The organism is Alkaliphilus crotonatoxidans (assembly GCF_054658015.1).
Window position 1 is genome coordinate 604,591 of the sequence record NZ_BAAHXS010000004.1, and the last position, 25,228, is coordinate 629,818.

Annotated in this window: 24 protein-coding genes; 7 read left to right on the top strand and 17 right to left on the bottom strand. The window is 40.5% G+C overall.

Translation table 11 applies throughout. The annotated features are described in order from the left end of the window. Positions 1-47 precede the first annotated feature (47 nt). Complete coding sequence (locus tag ACYQ1I_RS05410) at positions 48-1,121, top strand: M24 family metallopeptidase (protein WP_459763132.1); 1,074 nt, start codon at positions 48-50, stop codon at positions 1,119-1,121. A gap of 52 nt (positions 1,122-1,173) precedes the next feature. Here ACYQ1I_RS05410 and ACYQ1I_RS05415 read toward each other — a convergent pair whose 3' ends face one another. The 10 genes from ACYQ1I_RS05415 to ACYQ1I_RS05460 form a co-directional block, all read right to left on the bottom strand. Then, positions 1,174-1,512: a low molecular weight protein tyrosine phosphatase family protein gene (locus ACYQ1I_RS05415; protein WP_459763134.1), complete on the bottom strand. Its 339-nt coding sequence runs from the start codon at positions 1,510-1,512 to the stop codon at positions 1,174-1,176. 36 nt (positions 1,513-1,548) lie between these two features. After that, on the bottom strand, positions 1,549-2,448 hold the full coding sequence (locus tag ACYQ1I_RS05420; protein ID WP_459763136.1) for an LCP family protein: 900 nt from the start codon (positions 2,446-2,448) through the stop codon (positions 1,549-1,551). Between the two features lie 243 nt (positions 2,449-2,691). Continuing rightward, positions 2,692-3,777 carry a WG repeat-containing protein gene (locus ACYQ1I_RS05425; RefSeq protein WP_459763138.1) on the bottom strand — a complete coding sequence of 362 codons (1,086 nt, stop codon included), beginning with the start codon at positions 3,775-3,777 and terminating at the stop codon, positions 2,692-2,694. Beyond that, a complete protein-coding gene (locus ACYQ1I_RS05430; protein ID WP_459763140.1) occupies positions 3,774-4,061 on the bottom strand; it encodes a hypothetical protein in 288 nt (95 codons plus the stop codon). The genes ACYQ1I_RS05425 and ACYQ1I_RS05430 overlap by 4 nt, the downstream gene beginning before the upstream one ends. An 86-nt stretch (positions 4,062-4,147) precedes the next feature. Further along, positions 4,148-4,816: a hypothetical protein gene (locus ACYQ1I_RS05435; RefSeq protein WP_459763142.1), complete on the bottom strand. Its 669-nt coding sequence runs from the start codon at positions 4,814-4,816 to the stop codon at positions 4,148-4,150. Positions 4,817-5,554: 738 nt separating this feature from the next. Next, positions 5,555-5,836, bottom strand: a complete 282-nt coding sequence (locus tag ACYQ1I_RS05440) for a hypothetical protein (RefSeq protein WP_459763144.1) — start codon at positions 5,834-5,836, stop codon at positions 5,555-5,557. Positions 5,837-5,964: 128 nt separating this feature from the next. Then, positions 5,965-7,935, bottom strand: coding sequence for an ABC transporter permease (locus ACYQ1I_RS05445; RefSeq protein WP_459763146.1), 1,971 nt, complete (start codon positions 7,933-7,935; stop codon positions 5,965-5,967). Beyond that, positions 7,922-8,689, bottom strand: a complete 768-nt coding sequence (locus tag ACYQ1I_RS05450; protein WP_459763148.1) for an ABC transporter ATP-binding protein — start codon at positions 8,687-8,689, stop codon at positions 7,922-7,924. The genes ACYQ1I_RS05445 and ACYQ1I_RS05450 overlap by 14 nt, the downstream gene beginning before the upstream one ends. A gap of 98 nt (positions 8,690-8,787) precedes the next feature. Beyond that, the gene (locus tag ACYQ1I_RS05455) at positions 8,788-9,843 is read right to left on the bottom strand and encodes a sensor histidine kinase (protein ID WP_459763150.1); all 1,056 of its coding nucleotides are present in this window, start codon (positions 9,841-9,843) and stop codon (positions 8,788-8,790) included. After that, positions 9,833-10,552, bottom strand: coding sequence for a response regulator transcription factor (locus ACYQ1I_RS05460; protein WP_459763152.1), 720 nt, complete (start codon positions 10,550-10,552; stop codon positions 9,833-9,835). Before ACYQ1I_RS05460 ends, ACYQ1I_RS05455 begins: the two co-directional genes overlap by 11 nt. 127 nt (positions 10,553-10,679) lie before the next feature. On the opposite strand from ACYQ1I_RS05460, the gene ACYQ1I_RS05465 reads away from it, so the two are divergent. Continuing rightward, positions 10,680-10,997 (top strand): hypothetical protein, encoded by a 318-nt coding sequence (locus ACYQ1I_RS05465; protein WP_459763154.1) that lies wholly within the window; start codon positions 10,680-10,682, stop codon positions 10,995-10,997. 146 nt (positions 10,998-11,143) lie between these two features. Here the strand turns inward: ACYQ1I_RS05465 and ACYQ1I_RS05470 are convergent, their stop codons facing one another. From ACYQ1I_RS05470 to ACYQ1I_RS05480, 3 genes are all read right to left on the bottom strand, one after another. Next, positions 11,144-11,413: a CD3324 family protein gene (locus tag ACYQ1I_RS05470; protein ID WP_459763156.1), complete on the bottom strand. Its 270-nt coding sequence runs from the start codon at positions 11,411-11,413 to the stop codon at positions 11,144-11,146. Between the two features lie 171 nt (positions 11,414-11,584). Further along, positions 11,585-12,238, bottom strand: coding sequence for a pentapeptide repeat-containing protein (locus tag ACYQ1I_RS05475; RefSeq protein ID WP_459763158.1), 654 nt, complete (start codon positions 12,236-12,238; stop codon positions 11,585-11,587). Between the two features lie 18 nt (positions 12,239-12,256). Then, positions 12,257-14,077, bottom strand: coding sequence for a MutS family DNA mismatch repair protein (locus ACYQ1I_RS05480; protein WP_459763160.1), 1,821 nt, complete (start codon positions 14,075-14,077; stop codon positions 12,257-12,259). A 189-nt stretch (positions 14,078-14,266) separates the two neighbouring features. Here ACYQ1I_RS05480 and ACYQ1I_RS05485 point away from each other — a divergent pair, with 189 nt between their 5' ends. After that, on the top strand, positions 14,267-15,967 hold the full coding sequence (locus ACYQ1I_RS05485; RefSeq protein WP_459763162.1) for a multicopper oxidase family protein: 1,701 nt from the start codon (positions 14,267-14,269) through the stop codon (positions 15,965-15,967). 50 nt (positions 15,968-16,017) lie between these two features. Next, the gene (locus ACYQ1I_RS05490) at positions 16,018-16,860 is read left to right on the top strand and encodes a hypothetical protein (RefSeq protein ID WP_459763164.1); all 843 of its coding nucleotides are present in this window, start codon (positions 16,018-16,020) and stop codon (positions 16,858-16,860) included. A 29-nt stretch (positions 16,861-16,889) separates the two neighbouring features. On the opposite strand, the gene ACYQ1I_RS05495 is transcribed toward ACYQ1I_RS05490, so the two are convergent. The 4 genes from ACYQ1I_RS05495 to ACYQ1I_RS05510 form a co-directional block, all read right to left on the bottom strand. Then, positions 16,890-17,765 (bottom strand): nitroreductase family protein, encoded by an 876-nt coding sequence (locus tag ACYQ1I_RS05495; protein WP_459763166.1) that lies wholly within the window; start codon positions 17,763-17,765, stop codon positions 16,890-16,892. Between the two features lie 122 nt (positions 17,766-17,887). After that, complete coding sequence (locus ACYQ1I_RS05500; protein ID WP_459763168.1) at positions 17,888-19,441, bottom strand: hypothetical protein; 1,554 nt, start codon at positions 19,439-19,441, stop codon at positions 17,888-17,890. Next, entirely contained in the window at positions 19,442-20,830 is a 1,389-nt protein-coding gene (locus ACYQ1I_RS05505) for a HAMP domain-containing sensor histidine kinase (RefSeq protein ID WP_459763170.1), read from the bottom strand. Next, positions 20,827-21,534 carry a response regulator transcription factor gene (locus ACYQ1I_RS05510; protein WP_459763172.1) on the bottom strand — a complete coding sequence of 236 codons (708 nt, stop codon included), beginning with the start codon at positions 21,532-21,534 and terminating at the stop codon, positions 20,827-20,829. Before ACYQ1I_RS05510 ends, ACYQ1I_RS05505 begins: the two co-directional genes overlap by 4 nt. A 182-nt stretch (positions 21,535-21,716) precedes the next feature. Here ACYQ1I_RS05510 and ACYQ1I_RS05515 point away from each other — a divergent pair, with 182 nt between their 5' ends. The 3 genes from ACYQ1I_RS05515 (at position 21,717) to ACYQ1I_RS05525 (ending at position 25,212) form a co-directional block, all read left to right on the top strand. Then, positions 21,717-22,565, top strand: a complete 849-nt coding sequence (locus ACYQ1I_RS05515; RefSeq protein ID WP_459763174.1) for a polysaccharide deacetylase family protein — start codon at positions 21,717-21,719, stop codon at positions 22,563-22,565. A 10-nt stretch (positions 22,566-22,575) separates the two neighbouring features. Beyond that, the gene (locus tag ACYQ1I_RS05520; RefSeq protein WP_459763176.1) at positions 22,576-23,532 is read left to right on the top strand and encodes an LCP family protein; all 957 of its coding nucleotides are present in this window, start codon (positions 22,576-22,578) and stop codon (positions 23,530-23,532) included. A gap of 90 nt (positions 23,533-23,622) precedes the next feature. Continuing rightward, positions 23,623-25,212, top strand: coding sequence for an ABC-F family ATP-binding cassette domain-containing protein (locus ACYQ1I_RS05525; RefSeq protein WP_459763178.1), 1,590 nt, complete (start codon positions 23,623-23,625; stop codon positions 25,210-25,212). Positions 25,213-25,228 lie beyond the last annotated feature (16 nt).

Here is a 25,228-nt window from a genome sequence, read left to right on the forward strand (position 1 = left end):
ACAGTTAGTAGATATGATTAACCAATATTTAGACAGGAGGGATTTTAATGTATTCAGCCAGAAGAGCCGCCCTATTGGAAAAAATGAGGCACCATCACGTCGCCCACATGGTTGTAGCCGACCCATCGAATATTTTTTATTTTACCGGAAAATGGTTTCATCCTCAGGAACGCTTAATTGTTCTATTATTAAGTGCTGATGGCGGCCACCATTTTTTAATTAATTCCTTATTTCCCGCCCCTGAGGATTTAGGCGTGGAAAAAATCTGGTATCGAGACGGTGAAGATGCCATTGAGCTGCTAAGTAAGCTTCTTACCGGCGAGGGACAGGTGGGAATTGATAAAAGCTGGTCGGCGGGATTCTTGTTGGCCCTGATGGAAAAAAGGCCCCTTTGCTATGTTAATGGTTCTCCCTTAATTGATGGAGTAAGGATGATAAAGGATTCTTCAGAAATTATACTGATGAAGGAGGCTTCAAGGCTGAACGACCGTGCCATGGAGGAGCTGATTGCCGCCTTGACTGCCGAGCGGGACGAGAAATCCATGACTGAAATGCTAACGAACATCTATCATTCCCTTGGGGCCGAAGGCCATTCCTTCTCGCCCATTGTTGCCTATGGCCCCAACGGTTCAGACCCACATCATGAAACTGATGACAGCCTGCTGAAGGAGGGAGACAGCATAGTTATTGATATTGGCTGCAAAAAAAATTCCTACTGCTCTGATATGACCCGAACTGTTTTTTATCGGTCTGTATCTGCCAAGGCCAGAGAGGTCTATGAAATTGTACGGGAGGCCAATGAAAGGGCCATTGCTGCCGTAAAACCCGGTGCAACCTTTGCCGAGGTGGATCGTGGGGCTCGGAGCTTTATTGAAGCAAGGGGCTATGGCCAATATTTTACCCACCGAACAGGTCATTCCATCGGTATTGATGTTCATGAATACGGAGATGTATCTTCTGTTAATGAGGAAAAATTAGCCCCTGGCATGATTTTCTCCATTGAACCCGGTATTTATCTGCCTGGGGAATTTGGTGTTCGTATAGAGGATTTGGTCTTGGTAACGGAGGAAGGCTGCGAGGTATTAAATCATTTTACCAAGGATTTAATTGTTGTTAAATAATATACCATAAAATTGAACCCCTGGAGGCCTATCCTTTCCAGGGGTTTTGTAATTATTCATTTAAAACATCAATATATTCCGAAACCCTGGAAATTAAAATCTCTATCAATTCTTCATCCATATAGACGTATTCATCCGGTATATTTAGGCAGATTATTTGTTTGTTCTGTAATTTGATTGGAAATTGATTCTTTAGTCTTCTCAAATGCTTTTTTTCCATCACAAAGATTAGGTCAGCCCAACCAATATGTCCTTCGGTTACCTTTATTCTAGCCTTAGCTTCCGTTCCTGCTGATCGTACCTCATATCCGTATTCACTAAAGACCCTTTCTGCCGTCAGACTACGCCATTTATTGCGGCTGCAGATAAATAATAATTTTATACTTATCACCTTCTTATTTGTTATTAGTTACCTTCAAAAGTGCATTTATTCATACAATTGCCTGACTAATTTTCTTATCTCTTCATAATCTGGTATGTAATAGCTTACACCATTTATCGTTTTTCCTTCTCCCCCTATGGTGTGGGTAATGAAGTCTTCTTCATTCATGCTTAAAAATATGGGAGTTAATTTAAGCATTTCTGATATTTCAATGCTGGTTTCGGTATACTCCTTAGCCACCTCTGCAATTTTAGGAATTTTAGTAAGGGACATTGAATTTTTAATCACCTTTAAAACGAAGTCCTGCTGCCGCTGTATTCTTCCGATATCGGCTAACAAAGGGTCACGGTACCTTAAATATTCTACTGCCTTTTTTCCATTTAGCCGATGAATTCCTGGCTTAAAATCAATGAGTAGCGGGGGTGTATCCTTAGGATCACGATAATACATTCTTTCTGTTACCTCTACCTCAATCGGCCCTACCACATCAACTATTTTCTCTACTGCTGTATAGTCTAGCTTAACATACCCGTGAACCGGCATATTCATCAGCTTCGACACGGCATCCATGGAAGATTGGCCTTTATTTTCCCTGACTGTATGGGCGGCATTGATTTTTTTCTGCTGGGCACTATTGTACCCTTCCCTATGGAAATAAGTATCCCGGGGAATGCTGATTAAATCTACCTGCTTCTTTACCGGGCAGTAGCTGGCCAAAATAATGGTATCAGAGAGGGAATATTCCGCCACCCCTAGAAACAAGATATTTAGCCGTTCCGTGTTTTGATTGCCGTCATCGGAAATGAATTCAAAATCATCCGGCATGGCCACCTCTACCTCTACCTTGATGGCATCGTATATATTATAGAAATAGCCCCCCAGAATGAAAAAAATCACTGTAAAAACAGCAAATGCACAGCAGAATATTCTTAGAAAGAGCTTCATAGGCCTCCTCCGTTCTCCTTGAATTCCATTTCTTCAGGCCCATTTTATCATAATGATTGGCAAACTGATGTCGTAATTTGTAGATTAATGCCCCTTGTCTATCATTTTTTCTATATTATTTACCCCTTAAATTTTGGCAGCGTTGGCAGGGTTTTACCCTAAAGTTATCGACCTATGTTGGCCGCATATATTCAAACCCCTGGAGATGTATTCTTTCCAGGGGTTTTTCTCTAATATTCAAAATTATTGATTTGTAAATAGTGGATATATCATATCAAATTTAATCTCTAAGATGTTATTTCCGGAAATATCGATAACACCCCATTTTTCACCTTCAGATGTAGACTCACACACAATACCAAATTCTTTATAAAAACTACCAACAAAGTCATATATAGGATCTATAGTGAATTCACCTTGCTTATTGATAAATCCCCATTTTATCTCATTTGTAGATACTTCTATTGAAGCACCATAATATCCATCTGAATTAATATTCGCGTCACAAAAATTTGCTTCTGTAATTTTATTACCGTCTTTATCAATAAGCCCCCATTTAATTATCCCATCAATACCCTTAACGCCATAAAATGCTACTCCATCTTTATAATTTGTCACTACATCAAGGTCCTCATAGATTGATTTAAAATTTTCATCAATTATTTTCCATCTAATCTCTCCATTAATATTGGGATATTTTATAATTGACCTTGATTCATTAAAATCACTAGCAGCAACATTTGAATTAAGAGAGATCAATTCTTCACCATTTGAATCAATAAAACTTGTTATAAGTGTTTTATCATCCTGTACAAAGGCTTTTCCTTCTGAAAAGTTTCTTGCATATGCATAAACCTTGTCAAATAATACATTACCTTCCTTATCAATGAATAAATGTTTGTTATCTAGTGCTACCACAGCAATGCCATTCCTAAAAGGAGAAACATAATCATAGATAGGTTGAATAACCATTTCTCCTTTATTATTAATAAATCCCCATTTATTTTCCTGCTTAATTGCTGCATAACCCTCTGAAAAGCTCAAAACATAATCATATTTAATAGGTATTTTAATTTTTCCTTTTGAATCAATAAATCCCCATTTAGAAAAATGCATTACTCTAGAGTATTCTTCATAGTTACTATCAATGAAATGATAATAAGGCTTTAATATATATTTACCAGCTTCATCAATAATACCAAAACTATTATCTATATTGACTACAAATAAGTTTCCCTCTATATTTTTGCAATTTATGATATAAATTCCACCCAATAATACAATTAAAATAAATGCAGTAACCACTATTATGTATATTTTTCTTTTCATCGTATCTTTCCTTTTCTATCGGTAATATATGCAATTGCAAAACAAAAAGAAAAAAATAGTGACGCTATATACATATTTATATAGAAACCTATTATTCCATGCTCCAATAATGAAAATCTCCATTGAGACATAATGGCAATTCCGATAAGAATTAATGCATACCCCCACCAAACACCCGTTGACTTCTTAATTGTTTTTTTAATCCAATTCTTTAGTAACAATATAATAATTAAATAATTTATTACTGTAAAAATTGCAAGTACAAGCAGTCCCTTAACTCCCATCTTTTCTGCCTCCTGTTTTTGTAGTTTTTAAATCTAAAATATAGTGCTTTTATGCACTATATTTTAGATTTAAAATTACGTCTTATCTAGACAAATATAGAATGCTCTACTACAGATTCAATATATCTAGTATAATCTTCAAAGAAATAAAAATCTCTTTTAATTCTCTGGGCTAATGATCCTAAATATTCATGGTTCCATTTATGTTCAATATAGTATAATGCAGAAGAATCTTGTAAAGAAGCATCAAGCCCTGTAATAACGAGCGTCGCAATAAGGTTAGCAAGTCCTTTTACCTTTAAGACCGTCAACAATGTAGCTACTATAACAGCTTTAGTTAATGCAATTAGTACGTTATTGAAACGTAGATTCTTGTAAGAAGCGCCTAAATATTTCGTAAATTCACTTGCATCATAAAAGGAATCCTCCTCAGCAATATAATCTCGCCTCATTGGTCTAATTTCAGTATTTTTTTCTATTTTTCCTTCTTCAATTGTAGCACTTTCTATTCCATTTACTTTTACTATATTAGATTCATCTTGAGTATAAGAAACTAAATCAAATGAATTCATTGCCTCAAGATTTATGATTTTATTCCAGTCTTGACTATGATGATATATGGATGTTTCACCCATTACATTTATTATATGTACCTGGCTTCCACTTTCAATTGAATAGTTGTCTGATGAAGCTGCATATAAAGGCATGATGGTTAACATAACAAACAAAACTACTAATGCTGTAACTTTTTTCATAAAATTTCCTCCCTTGTTTAATTTTCTCTTCTTTAATATAATACTTGGTTTTTAATTAACAATAAATATCACACTCCTTTTATATTGGTGTTTTGTTATATAAATCTATAATTTTAAATTTTTTCCATACATTATTAAAAAAGGAATAAATGGTATTGATTGTTTAATTTAATTGATTATAACAAAATAATAATATATAACTCAATCCTTCTCGGCTTTTATAAGAATAAATTACCCTGAAATAACTCATAAATTCTTTTAAATTCATAACTATTCTAATATTTCTGATAATATTAAATTGATATAGTTATTGCTAGAATTCTTATTGCTCTGACATTATCTGAACTGTTTTTGATCTGTCTGTATCTACTAAGGAGAATGAAAGGGTAATTGATACCGTGAAACGCAGTGCCACCTTTACTAAGGTAGCTCGGATTGTCCGGATCTTTATTAAAGTGAGGAACTATGATTTCATTTTATCCAAAAAAAGTCATTTCATAGGTATTCATGAGTACGGAGACGTTTATTCTGTAATAAAGAAAGGGCCCCTGGCATGATTTCCTCCATTGACTGGATTTTGTACTTGAGGGCGACAAAGCTCTAAATAATCCAAGTATTTAATTTTTGTTAAGTATACATAAAATTTGACCGCTAAAATTTATCTTTACCAGGGGTTTTAAAATAAATTATTTGCTTGTTCTGAACTATCAATAAGAATTCTTACTGGTATCGAACCTCTTATTCATTATTTTTGTTGACTAAATGATTGTATTTTTCTTCGTTCATGCTCCATTTTCCCAAGGCCCCAATGGCTCCACCAACCAGTCCACCTAAAAAATAAGGTCCATTGACATAAAGTAGATTCTCAATAAAGTATGGACCTTTGTTTAAGAGGCTACCAAGAACAGAGCCTGTAAAGATCCCCAATGCCATTAATATGCTCCAAATTAATACATATCTCATTTGTCCCTTTTTTCGGGTTTTACCCCATTGTTGAATAAATTTTTCACTCCCTTTCAACTTGATTCCCCCTTTTAGTTCCATATTCTTCAGGCCCATTTTATCATAATGATTGGCAAACTTGATGTCGTAATTTGTAAATATATAGGAAACTTCATATTTAAAAAAGGAGAGCCCTACGGCCCTCCCTATATCAAAATTCTTTTAACTTGTCTGACATACATATACTTTGCAAAGAAATAATAAAGGGTTTGAAGCCCCAAATAAATACCTGCAATGGTTAAATAATAGAATGTTAAGTTTGTAAATAGTAAATCGCTTAAGGTTTTAATGGCAAAGGCAGAATGGATAAAGCTTACCAGGAAGGGAAGAAAGAAAATAATAAAGGTTTGATTAGATATAATTTTCTTTGTTTCGCCATTGGTAATTCCAATTCGCCTCAATGAAATAAACTGCTGCCGATCTTGATAGAGCTCATTAAACATTTTAAAATAGATAATACTGCCTGTGGCAATAAAGAATAAAATTGAAATAAAGCTTCCTATAAAGAGCAGAATAGCAGCACCTTGCATGATGGCTACGAAATCGGTTATTTGCTGCTGGAAGCTATTTGATCCCTCAGATACCATAGAGGCAATTTCAACTACAGCTGCCTCAGCCCGCTGCCAGTTTTTAATATTATAGCCGTAATACACCAGTCTTTCCTGCTGAGGGATTTGACTGATAAGCCGGTCAAAATCCTGGTCACTGATAACAGCTACATTGGTATTGCTCAAATCGGCATTTAATACACTGCCATTGATCTGCCCTGCCAGCCTGAAGGGTATTTCCTCTTCCTTTACCCTCAATGTCAATTCTTCCTCCTGAAAGGTTTCTACATATTCGCCAATTACAAAATGATAGGAATTGACAAATACTTCTCCTGCCTGAAGCTCAACCTGCTTTCTTCCATATTTTTCAGCCAGCCTGTTGTATTCACTATTTGAAATTAAATAAAAATCGTTAAAGTTGGAAAGGGCATATTGCTGATTGGCTTCTGTCATCTCTTCCTGACTCATTTCTCGAGCATTTTGGGCCGGAATCATTAGTGTACGATTATAAAAATCTAGCTCATGACCATGGGCTTCCAATACCCTTTCAACGGTTCCTGCCGGCAGCACTTCGTGGGTATCTTCCCCCACCTCAACATAGCTTATATTCTGGGGATAATTCTTCTCTAATCCGACCTTTAGGCTCTGTTGGTAAGAATATACCGTTGCCGAGGCCGTCAGGGTAACTGCCCCCAGTACAGCGACTATAAAAAGGATGGTAGCATTATCCTTAATTTTATAAATGATTTGGGAAAGGGTTAGCATATTAATCCCATTATAGTAAAGACCTTCATTTTTCTTCAGTCTTTTAGAGAAAAAAACGCTAAACTGGGAGAATAAAAAATAGGTACCCGTTACCGTAAAAAAAAGGATGGGAAACATGGTGAAAAATATGGCAACTCCTGAAAAAAAGGCCATACCATAGCCTATGGCAATAAACAATATCGCAAGGATTGCCTTAAAAACTGAAAAATTAGGTTCCTTCTTGGGTACCCTGGCTCCCTTTAAAAGACCGGCAATATTACTGTTTTTGATTCTAAGGGCAGCAATAAAGCTTACTCCCTGAAACAGGACTAAAAAGGCTACTGCTGTTACCACGATGGCCTTGGTTGAAATAATAAAAGGCGTGGCAGAGTCAAAATATAAAATAGCAGAAACAGCCATAAAAAACAGTCTTGAAAAAAGAATCCCCAAAAGAAGCCCTGAAACAATGGATATAGATGAAATAATCAGGTTTTCATAGATCACAAAGCTTCTGATTTGCCCCTTGGTTAAGCCAAAGAGGGACAATAGCCCAAATTCCTTTTCCCTTGATTTTAAAAAGCTGGAAATGGAATAGGAAGTAAAGAAAAGGCTAAAAATGATGATGACATATTCACATAAAAGCATGGCCCTTGCAGCCAACGCCCCCCTGGTTCCCATACTTTCAACCGATGCAATTTCAGGATTAAAGATGAAGTTGGCAAAGATGAAAAACACCATCACCACCAGGGTATTACTCAATAAATACATCAGGTATTTATTAAAGTTCCCTTTAATATTTTTAAAGGCAATCTCACGCAAGGTCATTGTAATTACCTCCTAACAGTGAAAGGGAATCAATAATTTCCTGGAAAAAGGCCTGACGGTTCTGCCCCTTGACTATTTCCAAAAAGAAGCTACCGTCTTTAATCATGACGATACGATGACAAAAGCTGGCGGCAAAGGGATCGTGGGTTACCATCATAATAGTCGCCTGCCTTTCCTCATTTAAGCTCCTTAAAGATTCCATCACATCGTGGGAGGCCTTTGAGTCTAAATTACCCGTTGGTTCATCGGCTAAGATTATTGATGGCTGGTGAATTAAGGCTCTGCCGCAGGCAGCCCGCTGCTGCTGTCCTCCCGATATCTCGTAGGGCCGCTTGTGAAGTATATCCTTAATATTAAGCAGGTCAGCAATATCGTCCAGTGCCCTTTCTATATCCTTTTTCTTCCTTTTTTCCAATACCAGGGGAAGGATAATGTTCTCCTTCACCGATAAGGTATCCAACAAATTAAAGTCCTGAAAAATAAATCCCAGCTCTCTTCTTCTGAAAAGGGCCGTATCCCTTTCGCCCAGCTCCATGGGATTGGTTCCGTTGATAAAGATGTCTCCTGACGAGGGACTGTCTATGGTGGCCAATATATTCAGCAAGGTGGTTTTTCCGCTGCCTGATGGCCCCATGACGCCAACAAACTCCCCATTTTCTATGGAAATATTAAACTTATTCAAGGCCTTAACTGCCTGGCCGCTTTTGGTATTACCATAAATCTTAGATATATTTTGCGCTTTTAATATAGGCATCCTGTAGTTCCTCCTTTATAAAAGTGATTTCTTATTTATTATAAAAAAAAATAGAGAAATCATCCTATCGATTTCCCTTTCATTATTCAATCATAATCTTACAAATTTGTCAGATTAAAAAGATTTTTTCCCCTGTAAAATAGGATTGAAAAGCTGGTACCCATCCCTTCTCTGGATTCAACAAAGAGCTTATGGCCCAGCTCATCGCAGACCCGCTTTGATAAATACATGCCCATTCCCGTTGATTCTGCCGTCCTTCTACCATTTTTCCCCGTAAAGAAAGGTTCAAATACCCTAGAAAGATCTTCTTTCGGAATACCGATTCCCTCATCACTGACGGTCAGAATAGCTCGATTGGGCTCCCTCTTAATGGTTATTGTAATATACTGATTAATCTTTTCTGCTGCCTTAGAATATTTAATGGCATTGACAAAGATTTGATTGATGACAAAGCGAATCCATTTTTTATCGGTTTCCACTACTTCCTGGGCTTCTGCTACAACTCTAGGAAAAAGGGAGTATTTAATCAGGGCGGTTTTATGCTCATTGACCACACTACGGCTTAAAGCAACCAAGTCTACCGGCTCAACATAAAAATCTAAACTAAATTGATTAAGGCGAGCATGAAATAGCATAATCTCTAACCCATGGGATATTCGCTGGGTCTCCTCTAATATACTCTCCCGTATTTCGTGATGATCACCGTGATCATCCTCAAGCAGCAATTGGATCACAGAAATGGGGGTTTTCATCTGGTGAACCCATTGGTTAATTAATATAGTATACATTTTATGATTATCTTGATATTTTGAAAGGGAATCTTCATACAGCCGATAGGAACTTAAAAAGGCTTGTTTGTAAAGCAGATGTTCCTGGCTGGTTACTTCTGAAAGACTCAATAAAGCCTTTAGGTCATTGGAGCCAGCCACCTTATTTAAAGCCCTGTAGAAGGGCCTTGATCTAAAATATTCAAAGGCTAAATATATACATAGGAGTACCCCCGATAGGATAAAGGCATACCCTATATTTTCCCGTGGCAATTCCCTATCATGTAATATCAGGGTCAGGTTCATTACCAAAATAATCAACAGGGTATTAAACAAATACATGATTCCATAGCCCATACGATCCTTTAAAAAGGCCTTAAAATTCATTTTTTTGCCCCCTTGCACCATTCCATACCTTCAAAAGCTGATAGCCCTGCCCCCGCTTGGTTTCGATGGCATCCTGAATTCCCAGCTCCTCTAACCGTTTCCGGAGCCTGGTAATATTCACTGACAGCGTATTGTCATCGACAAAATCGGTATCGCTCCAAAGGATCTGAAGCAGCTTTTCCCTTGATACAATTTGGTTTACCTGCTGTAATAAGGTGTATAACAGTAAAAATTCCTTATTGCTTAACTCTATTTCCTTTCCCTGGAAGCTGACCTTATTGAAATTTTTATACAGGTATAGGCCTTCTACCTCAAAAACATCCAGTTGATCATTTTCTGCGTACTCTCCATAGACCCTGCGGAGTACGCCCTTCACCTTTGCCAGCAGCAAATCATGGGAAAAGGGCTTGGTAATATAGTCATCTGCTCCATTTTCTATGGCCATCACCTGATCCATGTCTGAGTCCCGGGCAGATATAAAAATAATCGGTACCTTGGAATGAACCCGAATATCTCGGCACCAATAGAAGCCGTCGTAATAGGGCAGGTTAATATCCATTAAAACCAGATGGGGCTTAATTTGAAGAAAGGCCTTGCCCACCTCTGCAAACTCCTTGACCAAAATGGGTTCGTAGCCATATTTTCTTAGGGATTTATCAATTATGGCCGCCAGCTTTTGATCATCCTCTACAATCATAATTCGATACAACGGGACTCACCTCCTCTTATTTGTAATGTTTACCTTATTTTATCAATCATACACCCTTCCATTTAAAATTTCAATTCCTCACTCAGTGCTGTCCTGGGGAATAGACTGGTGTATAGGAGGGAGTATAATGTCTTTTAAAGGATTATTAGCACGCTTTCAATATAGACCACCCCAAAATGATTCCATTCAGGTGGAATTGCCCGGACTACTCATTAAAATGACCCGAATTACCGATCCCGAAATTCCCCACGAGGTCACGGTGGTAGTACCCAGGGCAGAAATCAGAGAAAAGTTTGATGAAAATAACCGTGTGATTGAAAGAGAGGTACTGCTTAACAGTATTACGGTGGTTCATGCCCCCCGCCATCCCTTGGCAGGTCCCCCGTCACCGCCGCCGGAAATTCCAGCCCAGAAGGCCACCGATTCCAAAAAAAGACAAAGATAATGGATGCCAAAGGCATCCATTATTGGGTTATTGCCGTATTAAATTACAGCCACCTCTATTTTCAAATTGATCATCTCCCTTCCTGATTATTGACCGGTCAAGTTTATTTTGCCACACTTAAAACAAAATTGATAGGAAGGATTTAATTATAATTGATTTTTCCCATAAACAATTTTCTTGACAGATTCTACACTTAAATGAACCTGTGCTGCCAATTTTTCAACATCGTGACCCTTTTGAAAAAGGGCCCTAATTTCTTCATTACGCTTCTTGATGGCTTCCCTGGAGCCGTTTAAACGGCCCCAGCCTGCCCTTTTGCCAGCCCTGGGAATATAGATTAAAGCTCCATTAATGTATTTTTGTACCTCTCGTAAGAGGTGGGCCGGCAATACATCTTCGCCCTTTTTGTAGCTCAAATGGCATTACCTCCTGTACCTTCTTAATGATTTGCTTTGCTGACTTTTTAGTTTTCAACATGCCCACCTCCTATAAGTAATATATTTCCAACTTAATTATATATCAATTTTTCCATTGCTTCAAGTCTATTGCCTTACAACATAAAAAATGATACCGTGCTCTAATTTTAACTACTCCTTAATTTTAATCCCCATCATCCTGGATAATTCCAATGCCTGTAGATGAGAAACCATAAGACCCTTCAGGTCCTCCAGCCTAACCCCAAGGCCGGCAATTTCACAGCTGCTTAGGTCCATTCCCTCCAGGGGTACGAAGGAAAACTGGGCCTGGGTTAAATCGCAATTTTCAAAGATGACCTTTGAAAGGGTGGCCCTTTGAAAATCTGACTGTTTAAGCTGACATTCCCGAAATCCAACGGCCTTGGCCCTTAGAAAGCGAAAAAAACCATACTCGCCCCTTATGGCTTGAAACAGGCCATTATGAATTGTGGCCTCGCTAAGGCTGGTACCCACCATCCGACAATTAACGAATTCTACCCGATGAATAATGGCACCCGATAGATCAACATTTGACAGGTCGCAGCCCTCAAAGCGTACATCGGTTATATCGGCCATTTTTAAGGATACGTCCTTGAATACTACATTCTTAAAGATCATCTGATTAAAGGTAACCCCCTCAGCCGTGATGGACGCCATCTCACAATCGGCGATTAGGCCCCCTTCCAGTACATCATGGCTTTGAAGAACACCAGGGCATAGCATGAGGGGAATATTGGGAGGAAGAATGGGTGATTGGAGTTTTGAAGTATTTTTTCTTTTATTCAATGAATGGTGCCTCCTTCTTCATCGGTATATTTCAGGTGATACTTCTATCTCTACCCCTGCCAGCTTCATCAGGTATAGGGCATTTCGGGTAGTCGACACCCCTGGTCTAAGTCGATAATCAAACTTGATTTCATTACCTTGATAGGTTTCTTGAAAGTGATAGTTTTTTACCTTACCACTGCTTTCCTGCTCTAGGTCAGCCAGCTCTAGGTCGTGGGTTGAGACCAGGCCCAGACCATTGTATTGAATGAGCTGCTTAATTAGAAGTCTGGCCCCCAGGTGTCGGTCATGGGAGTTGGTTCCTTTAAAAATCTCGTCAAGCATAAACAGTACTTGTCCCTGCCCCTTGGCGGCTTCAACGATTTCTCTAATTCTCATTAGCTCAGCGTAAAAGGAGGATATGCTTTTTTCCAGATTATCACTGACCCGCATACAGGTATAGAGCCTGAAGCCTGATGAGGTGAGGGCCTTGCCGCAAATGGGGGCCCCTGCATAGGCCAAAACCAGATTCACACCGATGGTTCGTAGAAGGGTGCTTTTTCCCGACATATTGGAGCCTGTAATTAAAAGCACCTGGGCAGGCGCATCGAAAGCCACATCATTAACAACCTGCCGGTTGGTCAAAAGGGGATGCCCCAGGCTCTGGGCAGAAAATACCGAAGGCTCACCGACAATATTGGGTATGGCCCATTGAGGGTAATCATGGGGAATGGTGGCAAGGCTTGAAAGGGCCTCAACCTCACCAATCACCGACAGCCACTGGCCTATGGATTCCCCTGACTGCTGCCTCCATTTTTCAAGGGCTACAGTACACTGGTAATCCCAGAGGGTAAGCAGGTTAATAGGAAAAAAAGCCATATTGTTGCGATTGGCAACCTGATCTACTATTTTTTCCAGTCTTGTCAGTTGCCCCCGGGCTGTAATGCCCATTTGATTTTTTAAGCTACCTTTTAGTTCATTGATATGATCAGAGGAAAAAGTACTGCCTTCAAAATGATCTAAAATTTTTCTGTAAATTCTAATTTGAACCTTGAACCTGTAGGCCAGACTTAAGGTACGATTTCGTTTGGATATATCAGCCATTAATAGTATCAAATGCAGCAGCAATAAAAGGATGAAGATCCCGGGGCTAATCACCTGTACTAGCGCTAAAGCCCCACTGGCAATGGTGATGATGGGTAAGGCCTTAACAAAAAATTGAACATCTTTCCGACAATAAAACTGATTCCTTTCTCTTCCCCATTGAATCAGCTCATTTAATTCCGGCTCATTTTGAATATATTTCCCTTCAAGTTGCAGCCGCTGGCGCCACCATCGCCTTTTCGCCAGCTCTTGAATGGCCTGCTGCCTTTCCTTTATCATCTCGTGGTTCGGAGAATCCTCTGTAAAAAACCGAGCCAATCGCCTTTTTCCAGCCTGGGTACCACAGCTATTGATCCACTGGAATAAGGAGCCCTGACCAAAAACATCCAGGTCGTTACTGTAGGGGTGAATAGCCTCAAGGAACTCATCGCCCCTCTGGGGAAACTGCTGCCAGCCTCCTTGAATTCTTTTCAGATGACATTCATTGATTTCCTTTAGATACTTGCTTTTCTCAAGCCTTTTCTTATTCTTCTGGTGTTGATAAATCAGTACAATAAAAGCAATTAAAGCAACGATCAACATTCCCCACAGAGGATAGCTTGTTCTTCTATTCTCCAGCAAAATTGCCAGGGCTACGGTGATGAGACCCACCACCAACCTCAACCGGACAATTTGATTAATGAGCCTGGCCTGTCTTTTAGCTCTGACTTCATATCTATTGACTCTTTTGACGTAAATTTCTTCGGATTTTTTCATCTTTTCTATCCTGCCCTTCGGAACTTTATTAAAATGATTAGGCTGCCTTTATACTTCTCTAATTAAGGAATATTTTCCTGCCCTGATATTTTAAATTTTAGTGACACCTCTTTAGCTGCCTCATATAGTATAGTGAAAAAATATATCTTCCGGCATCTATAAAATGTATTAAGATGGAGCGTGAATGGTATGTCTAAGGAAATCAAAGGCTCGACCAGGGCTAGTGAATTAACTAGGCCTCGAATCAAGGTTGATCCTGCTAATCCCGATACAATTCCGAAATTTGTTGATGAACTAACGATTCCCCCCGTCTTGAAGCCCAGGGCAAGGGTGCATAGCAGGTCTTATTATCAAATTGAAATGAAGGCAGCCATGCACAGATTTCACCGGTGCTTTCCCAAAACCTTCATTTGGGGCTATGGGGGAATTAGCCCAGGGCCCACCATTTCGACTATGCGGGATGAAGAGGTTGTCGTCAGATGGGTGAATCAGCTTCCCCTCAGACATTTTTTGCCTATCGACCGAACCCTCCACAGTACTATGGATACCCCTGAGGTCAGAACAGTGGTACATCTACATGGCGCCTATATTGATTCAGACAGTGACGGCCACCCTGATGCATGGTTTACCAGGGATTTACGAACAACAGGACATAAATTTGTCAGTAATATTTATCGATATACAAATCATCAACAGGCGGCAACGTTATGGTACCACGACCATACCATGGGGATTACTCGATTAAATGTTTATGCAGGTTTAGCAGGCTTCTATTTAATTCGTGATCGATTAGAGCCCAGGTTAAAGCTGCCTTCAGGGGAATATGAAATTCCATTGATGATTCAAGACAAGTCCTTTAACAGTGATGGCTCGCTATTTTATCCTTCACAGCCTCCCTTTCCCACCCCTGTCAATCCTTCGGTGGTTCCTGCCTTTCTGGGAAATACCATTGTGGTTAACGGAAAGGTATGGCCTCGTCTAAAGGTGGAGCCCAGAAGGTATCGCTTCAGACTGTTGAATGCCTCCAACACCAGGTCCTATACCCTTAAGCTTTCCAATGACCAGGACTTTTATCAAATCGGTACCGACGGCGGCCTGATGAGTCAGCCGGTTTCATTAAAGACCCTTAATCTTGACCCAGCTGAACGAGCCGACATTATCATTGACTTTTCAAGGTTCAGGGGACAGTCTATTAGGCTGATAAATGATATTGATGATCCCCACACATCCCAGGTGATGGAATTCAAAGTACTGCTGCCCCTTAAGGGTAAAGATACCAGTGAAATTCCAAATGAATTATACCATATAGACCCGATCATGCCCCAGATGGCCACCAAAGAGAGATTTCTGACATTAAGCGGCTCCACCGACCGCTTCGGACGCCCGATGCTGCTTTTGAATAATCACATGTGGCATGACCCGGCTACGGAAAAGCCCTTCTTAGATTCCATAGAAATATGGAGCTTTGTAAACCTGACTGCCTTTCCCCATCCCATGCATTTACATCTGGTTCAATTTCAAATTTTAGACCGTATTCCCTTTGATGTAGACCATTATAATTCCACAGGGGAAATCAAATATACAGGGGCCCCCATTGCACCCTTGGAAAGTGAAAGGGGCTGGAAGGATGTGGTCAGGGCCACAGCAGGTCAGGTTACTCGAATTATTGCCCACTTTAGTCAAGCAGGGGATTATGTGTGGCATTGCCACATCCTGGAGCATGAAGATCACGATATGATGCGGCCCCTTCAGGTGGTTCCATGTCATTGTCATGACCCCCACCAGGAAAAGCCAGCTAATGGCCATGACCATTCTAAGGTAAATAATCGTAAAAAAATAACCCAGAAGAACCATAAAAAATACAGTACTCAATTAAGGCCTTCCACATAATATGTAGTGGGAGTAAACCTAAACCCTAATTTATCCTAGGAGGTGTAAATGTGAATCTGGATGATATTATGAAAGAAATAGAAAAAGATGATATCTATTCTGACAAATATGATGATGAAAAATGGGATAAAAACTGTGGCTGTCATGATGACAAATATGAAGAAGAGGATTCCTATTGCAAAGATCGTGACAAAAAGCGTGAAAAGGACGACAGAGATAAAAAAGAAGACGACTTTTACTACGACGAAGACTATGATGAGTATGAAAAGGTCTCTGACTGGGAAGATGCCATTGATGATATAGTTAAGGATTATGACTGGGAAGATGAAAAAGACGATAAATGGGATGGCAAGGATTATGACTTTGAGCATGATTCAAAGTGCGGCCCAGAAGACTTTGGAAAAAAGGTTAACTTCGTTGAAGTATTGGCTGATGCCATTAAATTTAAAGATAAACAAATCGACAAGGACATTCAAACTATTAAGGTTCGAGCCAATGTTAAAAAGGTTCTATGCTGTGATGCTAAATTAATTGATGCTAAGGCCTTCGCATTTCCAAAGAAAAAGGGTTGGATCGTTGTTGTTAGATATCATATAACCATTGAATTTATTAATGGCTATAAGGAAAAGAGCTTCTTGAAGCGTGTGCTTGAATTCAAGAAATTCGTTTCATTCCCCCATAAAAAACATTGTAAAGATGTCGACTTTGATTCATTAAAGGCTAAGGTAGTTGTCAAGAAAATTAAATGCGTTGATGTATTGATTAAAGAAGCCTGCCATTGCGATATAGTATGCCTAAAACCAGTGGTTCTGCTTGAAATTCTGACAATTGCCACTAAGAAAACACCGATTAAAACTGTTAACGTGAAGAGAAGACTAAAAAGAAAATACTAGTTATTAAAAATATGGTAGACTAGAATCTTCTAGTCTACCATATTTTGTATAAAGCTGATTATATAACTGATATCGCCATTGGCTTGAATGTCTTCACGGGTAGAAGTGATATTCCATATGCCCTCTATTCCCGATTCCTTAAGGGTCATTTCCAGATGACACATGGCAATTCCCACGTCAATTTTTTGTATAGAAAAACCCAGTCCCTTTCCATAACCCTTGGCGGCCTGTAAATAGAAGTGAAGCTTCCCCTCCTCCATGACAATTCGCCAGGGCTGTTTATTGGAAGCTGATGGCCCCAACCTGACCATTTCAAGGGCCTCTGAAAATATGCCGGCCTGCTGCTTATCTAAGGGCTCTGTAAGGTTCTTAAAGAAAAAAAGCTCCTCCCAGGCCTTCCGTTGACTTGATCCTGCTGCTGCACGAATCAGTCTGTCTACTACCCCTTTTCTTCCGGTTGAATAGCCAACGGGAGTTACTGCTGGCAATATTTCATTTTCCTTTAAGCCCGCCGCCTGGGCAAAGCCGCTCCGCTTAAAGGTACCTCCAAGCCAGCAGGTACCCAGTCCTAGCGACGTACAGTAAAGAATTACCTTTTCCATTACATATCCTAAATCCACCAGGGCATCTTCTTTTTTCTCTACTGCCGCACCAATATAGGTGGTGGCTCCTTTAATGACACCGTATGTACCGATTTTCCCCCCTGTTTTTTCTATGATTTCTTGATTATCTAAAAGAAATAACCTTACCTGGTTCCCCAGGGGACCTTGTTGGTTTTCCTTTAAAAAATTATTAATCTTTATCTTTAGCTCATCTGAAACTGGTTTTTTTTGATAGTTTCTAACAGAACTGCGCCGTGTAATGACAGATACAACAGGCTCCTGAAAATATTGTTGTTTTTCCAAGGCAATGTCCCCCTTCCCTTTGCCTGCATAATTTAATTTGATTTTCAAAATAATTTTATCTCTCAATCCAATTTTTGTCAATACATTAAGAATATTAAGGGCATAGCACAAGCTATGCCCTCTTAAGGACTTGATTTGTTATATAATTCCCCCAGCTCCTTGTCCAATTGAATAAACTGCAAATAGCTGCCGATATTTCTTTCCCAGATTTCTACATAGGGGCCCGTAGCCCATTCAGCCATGATTATTGTTTCGTTTTCCCTTAATGGAATTCGCTCCAGGGGTTCCTTCTGCAATCGGCCGGCGACGATTCCGTAGACCAGCAGCTCGTTCTTGGTTACCACCAGGGCAAGCTCTTCGTTGGGTGAGGTGTAGACATCAATGGCACTGGGTACCTTGTCCTTTACATGGGTCCAGGTAATACTTAGATCATCATAGACAACAAGCTTTGGGGGAGGAATTAGATTAATGTTGTAGTCCTTTGAATAATACTCTCCATTAATTTCATAATTTAATCTTCCCTTGAAAAACCAGTGCCCCAGCCTTCTTTCCAGACCAAAATTGGTGTACCCAGAATCCAATGAGACATTTGCCTCCTGAGGGATTCCTTCCATCGCCTGCTGTAGTCCCTCCTCCAAGGCCTCGATACCAGCTTTCCCCAATAGATCTTCTATGCTGACAGCCTTATTATTATAAAGGCTGTCTATGGGAATCAGCTTCAATCTTGAATCAACCCTAGTATTCTGCTGGGTTGTGGTGAAGGTAACCTCCTCTTCTATAGAAACATAATCATTCCCAATATAATTAATTTTCCTTTCAATAAGCCAATCCTTCCTTGTGTCCTGCTCAGGCTCTATGGCTCCAGCCACTTGAATTTTAGGAACCTCTCTAGTTAAAATTTGATTGGCGGAAAAATAGTCCTCCCGATAATTATATTTTTCAATAAGATCAACACTTAATCTCCAAAACCCGCTTCTTCTGGGAAAAAGCAGCTCTTCCATTTCTATTGGAGGATTTAAGTCCCGGTTTTGTGAGTTAATCCAAAGGGTTCGGTAGTCATACTCGATTTGATCCTGTGACTTTTCCTTCTCCTGCCGAAGACCAATTATAACGCCGGTACGGATTAACCCTTCCGTCTCCTCCGGTTCATCCGTTGAAGCTAAAGACTCCACCGGCCCTTTCAATAGATTTTCGTCTACAGTTTCAGATACTTTTTCCAGCAAAAAGCTATCATTGTAAATTTTAAGCACCAGTTTATCGGTATCCTCCTGAATGACTTCACAATAAAAGAGCTCCTGATCAATAATGGTAATAACCTCTATTTCTTTGTTTTTAAATCTAAAATCCGCCGGAAAGGCCTTATAATGGTACAATAGATACTCCCTTTGATTCACTTGCTTCACCTGATAGCGGGGGTTTCGGATCAGCTCTTCACCAATGGCCACTGCCTGGTTATCAAATTGAACCTCTTTGCCAACCCATTCTTCTACCCCTTCTGGATCAATAGATTGTTGCTGATGGTTTAAGACCTCTGTAATCTCCCAGGTACCTTTGATGGAAATAGCGGCATTATTGGGGGGTACAATTTGCTGGGAAAGGTCATTGGCTGTGGCGGCACAACCAACTAACAGATTAATCATAATTAGTAAAAGCAATAGTATTTTTAGTTTCTTCACCTAAACAACCTCCTGTAGGGGCAGTGTCACCGTTACCCTGGTGCCCTGCTCCACTTCACTTTGTATGTCTAAGCTCCCCTTCATGGTATGAATGATTTCATCTGTAATGGAAAGTCCAATACCATTTTTAGATTTACTGGTTTTACCTTTATAAAATTTCTCCTTTACCTTTGGAAGCTCCTCTGGCGGAATTCCACAGCCTGTATCGCTTATTTCAATCACCAGGTTGTTCGACCGCCATCTGGCCTCCATAATAACGGTTCCCCCGGGGGGAGTGAATTTAAAGGCATTGTCTAATATGTTGATCAATACCTGCTTGAGCCTGTTTTCATCTGTATAGACCGATGGAAAGGAATCTACACTTACCTTAAATTCCACCTGCTCCCTGTGGGCCCTGGGGGTTAACTGCTTCTCAATATGGGTGAAAATTTGAGCTAAATTCACCGGCTTTATTTCTAGGGTCACCTTCCCAGAGACAAATCTTGAAAAATCCAGCAGCTCCTCCACCATCAGGGTCAGCCGATCACTTTCTTTTTCGATGATTTCCAGGCCATCTGCTAAGATTTGGCCATCTTTATGGTCTTGCTTTAGGGTAACGGCCCATCCCTTAATGGAGGTAAGGGGGGTTCTTAATTCATGGGATACAGAGGATATAAACTCATTTTTGAGCTGATCCTTCTTTACGATCTCCTTGGCCATATAATTTAATGTGTCTGACAGCTTTCCGATTTCATCATCACTTTTTTTGCGACTTTGAACCTGGTAATCTCCCCGGGCCATTTTTTCGGCTGTATCGGTAACCTCCTTCAGAGGGCCCACAATGGTGTTGGCCAAAACCACACTCACCAGGCCGGTTAATAAGATGACCACCCCCCCAAAGGCAATGAATACATAGGCTATTTTCTCAATGTCTCTGTTTACTTCCCTAAGGGAGGCAATAAAGCGCAAAACCCCCACCTGTTTATCTCCTGAAATCAGTGGATACGAAACAGCCATCACCCCTTCTGTGTCATATGACACCTGTCCGATCCATCTTCCCTTTTCCCCCTTAAGGGCCCTTTTCACATCCTCCGCCTGATCCACCACATTGGGTATAACTCCGATGGAATCCATCAATACCCTTCCCTCTAAATCAATGATTTGTACCTGGGCAGTGGTCTGCTTCCAAAAGGTGTCAACATTGTTCAGTATGTTTTCCTCCAGGCTGGCATCTGAAAAATACCGGTGGTACAGGTCTGCTGATACTTGAATTTGATTAAACAGTGCCCCCTCCAAATTTTTATAATAATATTGCCTGATGCTGGTAATTAAAAACACTTCTAATATAACCACTGTAATAACAATAATAAAAACAAAATTGACAACCAGCCTTCTCTTAATGCTTTTCATTGATGTTCGCCCCCTCGAAGGCGATAACCGTAGCCCCAAACCGTCTCTACGAATTGAGGAATGGAGGGATTATACTCAATTTTCTCCCGAATTCTTCTGACATGGACATCGACGGTCTTCATGTCTCCAAAATAGTTCTCTCCCCACACCAGGTTTAATATCTCATCCCGGCTAAAGGCCTTTCCAGGGCTCTCCATCAACACCTTCATAATGGCAAACTCTGTTGGGGTCAGCTCGATTTCTGTGGTGCCGCGAAAAAATCGCTGACCCTTTAAATCCATTTTGATTTCCTTAAACTGAATATAATCCCCGGTGGAGGTCTTAGGCCTGTTTATTTTCCTTAAATTTGCATTAATTCGGGCAACCAGCTCCAGGGGATTAAAGGGCTTGACCATATAATCGTCGGCCCCCAGCTCAAGGCCCATAATTTTGTCCATATCCTGTCCCTTGGCCGTAAGCATGATAATGACAGCCTCTGGTATCAGGCTTCTCATTCTCTGGCATACCTCGAATCCATCAATACCAGGGAGCATCACATCTAAGATTGCCACTTCCGGGGCCTGCCTTACCGCCTCTTCAAGGCCCTCTTCTCCGCTTTCACACTCTATGACATGAAAACCACTTCTATTTAAATTAATTGCCAGGAACTTTCTAATGGAAGCTTCATCCTCCACTATCAGCACCCTTCTTTGCTCTGATGCCATCTTAATCACCTCATTTTGCTTTCAAGGCTATTGTACTATAGTTTTTTTGCTGCCACCAGTTTTAATTATGCCCATTGGCAAACCTTAATATTTTCGTAATCTATTTTAATTGATTTGTAAATTAATTCGTGTACAAAAGCGTTAAGATTGGATTATAAAGACAAGAAATGAGGAGATGAAACATGAAACGTTATTTAAGGCTAATTTTCAGCATCATTCTACTAACAATAATCTTTACGGGCTTAATTGGTCTTCGAACAATGCTTCCCCTTACTAAGGAAATTGTCGTTGAGGCCGAAACGTCACAATCATCAAATATCGACCCAGAACCAGCTGATGAAGATGTGGATCATGACTCTGAGGTAGTGGTGGTAGATACAGAGAAGCCCCCTGTACAAGAGGAACCTAAAGCTCCCATAGTGGTTGACGAAAATCAAAAGGTGGCATACCTTACCTTTGATGATGGCCCTTCACCACGGGTAACACCCCGTATTTTAGACACTTTGAAGGAATACAATATTCAAGCAACCTTTTTCGTTATCGGCAACCTGGCAGAGGCTCAACCGGAGCTGCTGCGGAGGATTCAAGAGGAGGGTCATCTAATTTGCAATCACACCTACACCCATGACTACAAAAAAGTCTATGCTGACCCCCAGAGCTTTTTAGATGAGCTTCGACAGGCCGACGAAACATTGAGCAGTATACTGGTTGATGGGTATCAATCCAACATTATTCGATTTCCAGGGGGTTCCTTCGGAGAGAGCCGAAAACCCTTTAGAGAGGCTGCAACAGCAGCAGGCTACAATATCATTGATTGGAATGTAGTAAATGGCGATGCAGAAGCCCAAAAGGTTTCCCCCCAAAGGCTACTGCAAAGGGTGAAGGAAACCCTGCAAAACAAAAAGCAGGCTGTCATTTTAATGCATGACGCCAATGCTAAGAAAACAACGGCCGACGCCTTACCGGCAATCATAGAATATCTTCAGGATCAGGGCTATGTTTTTAAAACCCTTTCCCATTATAATTTTTAGGAGGCCAGGTATGAAGAAAAGGCTAATTGCAGTTTTAATTATATTGTCGCTTCCCCTGGCCACCTTCCTTCTTCACCAGCCTAGTGAGGGAAGTGAGTCAAAGAAAGCAGGGTCAGAGGATTTTTCTGCTGAAACCTTCCAGGAATCATCCTTGGAAACCACTAACATTCTTCTGTTCGGAATTGACTCCGGCAGGGAAAAGTATGAAGCCATTCGATCTGATGCGATTATGATTTTGACAATTGACCCCGCCCACCAAAAGCTAAAGCTGTCCTCCATTATGCGGGACACCTATGTAGAGGTGGCGGACAAGGGAAAGATGAAAATCAACGAAGCCTACGCCTATGGTGGCCCCGAGCTGGCCATGAGGGCTGTTAACGATAACTTTGATATGTCCATTGACAGCTATGTTACTGTTGATTTCGTAGGCTTATCTAATATCGTAGATGCCTTGGGGGGAGTTGAACTAACCATTAAGAAAAAAGAGATTAACGAAATTAATAAGTATATGGAGGAGGTGGCCGAGATTAAGAAGGAGGTACCTACTCCCCTTAAAAAGGAAGGACTACAGCTTTTAAATGGCAACCAGGCAGTGGCCTATGCCCGGATTCGACAAGTGGGAGAAGGGGATTTTGAAAGGGCTGAGCGGCAAAATAATGTTATGTCGGCCCTCTTTTCCAAGATTCAGGATTTGGAGCCAAGTCAGTATCCTTCCCTGGCAGTAAGGCTGCTTCCCTATGTGAAAACAAATTTATCGATTGTAGAAATGGTTCAAACCACTTTAGCGGTATATAAGCTAACTGACTTCGAATTGGATTGGTACCGCTTTCCTCTCTACGGCTATTGTGAAGGCAAGGTGATTGACAGAAAATGGGTATTGTCAACGGACCTTTCGGTGACCACCGACCATCTTCATCAATTTATCTATGATGATGTCAAGGTCACGCCCTTAAAGGACTCCTTCTAGTAAATCAACCCTTGGTTGGCTGTATTTCTTTTGACTTTTATGGTATAATAGCCAAAGCTTTATGAATATTTAGTAGAGGAAGGTAATGGCGTGATTAATGTTACAAATTTAAGCTTAAGATATGGAGAGCGAAAGCTTTTCGAGGATGTAAACCTAAAATTCACTCCCGGAAACTGCTATGGCGTGATTGGTGCCAACGGTGCCGGAAAAAGCACCTTTTTAAAAATTCTTTCGGGGGAGCTAGAGGCCAATACTGGGGAGGTACATATTCCCCCGGATGTTAGAGTATCGGTATTAAAGCAGGATCACTATCAATTTGATGATTGTGTGGTTTTAGATACGGTTATCATGGGAAATATGAGATTGTTTGAAATTATGAAGGAAAAGGATGCAATCTATGCCAAGGCTGATTTCACCGATGAGGATGGCATGAAGGCGGCTGAGCTGGAGGCCGAATTTAGCGAGCTTAACGGTTGGGAAGCCGAAGCTGACGCCTCTGCTTTACTTCAGGGACTGGGAATTGGCACTGAGCTTCATGATAAAAAAATGGCCGATTTACAGGGTTCAGAAAAGGTGAAGGTGTTATTGGCCCAGGCCCTCTTCGGAAAGCCTGGCGTTCTTATTCTTGATGAGCCGACTAACCATTTAGATATTAAGTCAATCAGCTGGCTTGAGGAGTTTTTAATTGAGTTTGAGGGAACTGTTATTGTGGTATCCCATGACCGTCACTTTTTAAACAAGGTTTGTACCCACATGGCCGATGTAGATTACGGAAAAATTAAGCTCTATGTCGGCAACTATGACTTCTGGTACGAATCAAGCCAATTGGCCCTGCAAATGGTCAAGGATCAAAACAGAAAAAAGGAAGAAAAGATCAAACAACTGCAGGAGTTTATTGCTCGATTCAGTGCCAATGCCTCTAAGTCGAAGCAGGCTACCTCTCGTAAAAAAATGCTTGAAAAAATTTCGATTGATGATATTGAACCCTCCACAAGACGATACCCCTATGTTGGCTTTAAACCCTCTCGAGAGGTAGGAAATGATATTCTTATTGTAGAGGGCCTTTCAAAAACTGTCGATGGCGAGCCGCTGTTAAAGGATATTAGCTTCACCGTCGGCAAGGGGGATAAAATTGCCCTGGTGGGAGACAACGAACTGGCAAATACTACCCTTTTAAAGATTCTAGCCGGAGAGCTGGAGCCCGACAGTGGCCACTATAAGTGGGGGGTTACCATTACCACTGCCTATTTTCCAAAGGATAATTCGTCATATTTTAATGATATGGAATTGAATTTAGTAGACTGGCTAAGACAGTTTTCTGATGAAAAGTCTGAAACCTATATACGGGGCTTTCTAGGCAAAATGCTCTTTTCAGGAGAAGAGGCCCTAAAACAGCTTAGGGTGCTGTCAGGGGGAGAGCGGGTGCGTTGTATGCTGGCCAAAATGATGCTTGCCAATGCCAATGTACTAATGCTGGACCAACCCACCAATCACCTTGACCTGGAGTCTATTACGGCCCTGAATAATGGTTTGAGGGATTATAAGAGTAATGTCATCTTTACCTCCCATGACCATCAGCTTGTACAGACCATTGCCAACAGAATCATTGAAATTACCCCTGAAGGCATGGTTGATGTGAAAATGACCTATGATGAATATTTGGAAGCCTACAAGGCTTAGGTTTTTACAATGGCCC

Excerpts from the sequence above, each read along its gene's own strand:
- ACYQ1I_RS05455 (WP_459763150.1), bottom strand. The coding sequence starts at position 9,843 with ATGAATTTTAAGGCCTTTTTAAAGGATCGTATGGGCTATGGAATCATG.
- ACYQ1I_RS05510 (WP_459763172.1), bottom strand. The coding sequence starts at position 21,534 with ATGGCATCAGAGCAAAGAAGGGTGCTGATAGTGGAGGATGAAGCTTCC.
- ACYQ1I_RS05520 (WP_459763176.1), top strand. The coding sequence starts at position 22,576 with ATGAAGAAAAGGCTAATTGCAGTTTTAATTATATTGTCGCTTCCCCTG.
- ACYQ1I_RS05435 (WP_459763142.1), bottom strand. The coding sequence starts at position 4,816 with ATGAAAAAAGTTACAGCATTAGTAGTTTTGTTTGTTATGTTAACCATC.
- ACYQ1I_RS05485 (WP_459763162.1), top strand. The coding sequence starts at position 14,267 with ATGTCTAAGGAAATCAAAGGCTCGACCAGGGCTAGTGAATTAACTAGG.
- ACYQ1I_RS05410 (WP_459763132.1), top strand. The coding sequence starts at position 48 with ATGTATTCAGCCAGAAGAGCCGCCCTATTGGAAAAAATGAGGCACCAT.
- ACYQ1I_RS05515 (WP_459763174.1), top strand. The coding sequence starts at position 21,717 with ATGAAACGTTATTTAAGGCTAATTTTCAGCATCATTCTACTAACAATA.
- ACYQ1I_RS05445 (WP_459763146.1), bottom strand. The coding sequence starts at position 7,935 with ATGACCTTGCGTGAGATTGCCTTTAAAAATATTAAAGGGAACTTTAAT.
- ACYQ1I_RS05430 (WP_459763140.1), bottom strand. The coding sequence starts at position 4,061 with ATGGGAGTTAAGGGACTGCTTGTACTTGCAATTTTTACAGTAATAAAT.
- ACYQ1I_RS05480 (WP_459763160.1), bottom strand. The coding sequence starts at position 14,077 with ATGAAAAAATCCGAAGAAATTTACGTCAAAAGAGTCAATAGATATGAA.
- ACYQ1I_RS05505 (WP_459763170.1), bottom strand. The coding sequence starts at position 20,830 with ATGAAAAGCATTAAGAGAAGGCTGGTTGTCAATTTTGTTTTTATTATT.
- ACYQ1I_RS05420 (WP_459763136.1), bottom strand. The coding sequence starts at position 2,448 with ATGAAGCTCTTTCTAAGAATATTCTGCTGTGCATTTGCTGTTTTTACA.
- ACYQ1I_RS05425 (WP_459763138.1), bottom strand. The coding sequence starts at position 3,777 with ATGAAAAGAAAAATATACATAATAGTGGTTACTGCATTTATTTTAATT.
- ACYQ1I_RS05450 (WP_459763148.1), bottom strand. The coding sequence starts at position 8,689 with ATGCCTATATTAAAAGCGCAAAATATATCTAAGATTTATGGTAATACC.
- ACYQ1I_RS05465 (WP_459763154.1), top strand. The coding sequence starts at position 10,680 with ATGTCTTTTAAAGGATTATTAGCACGCTTTCAATATAGACCACCCCAA.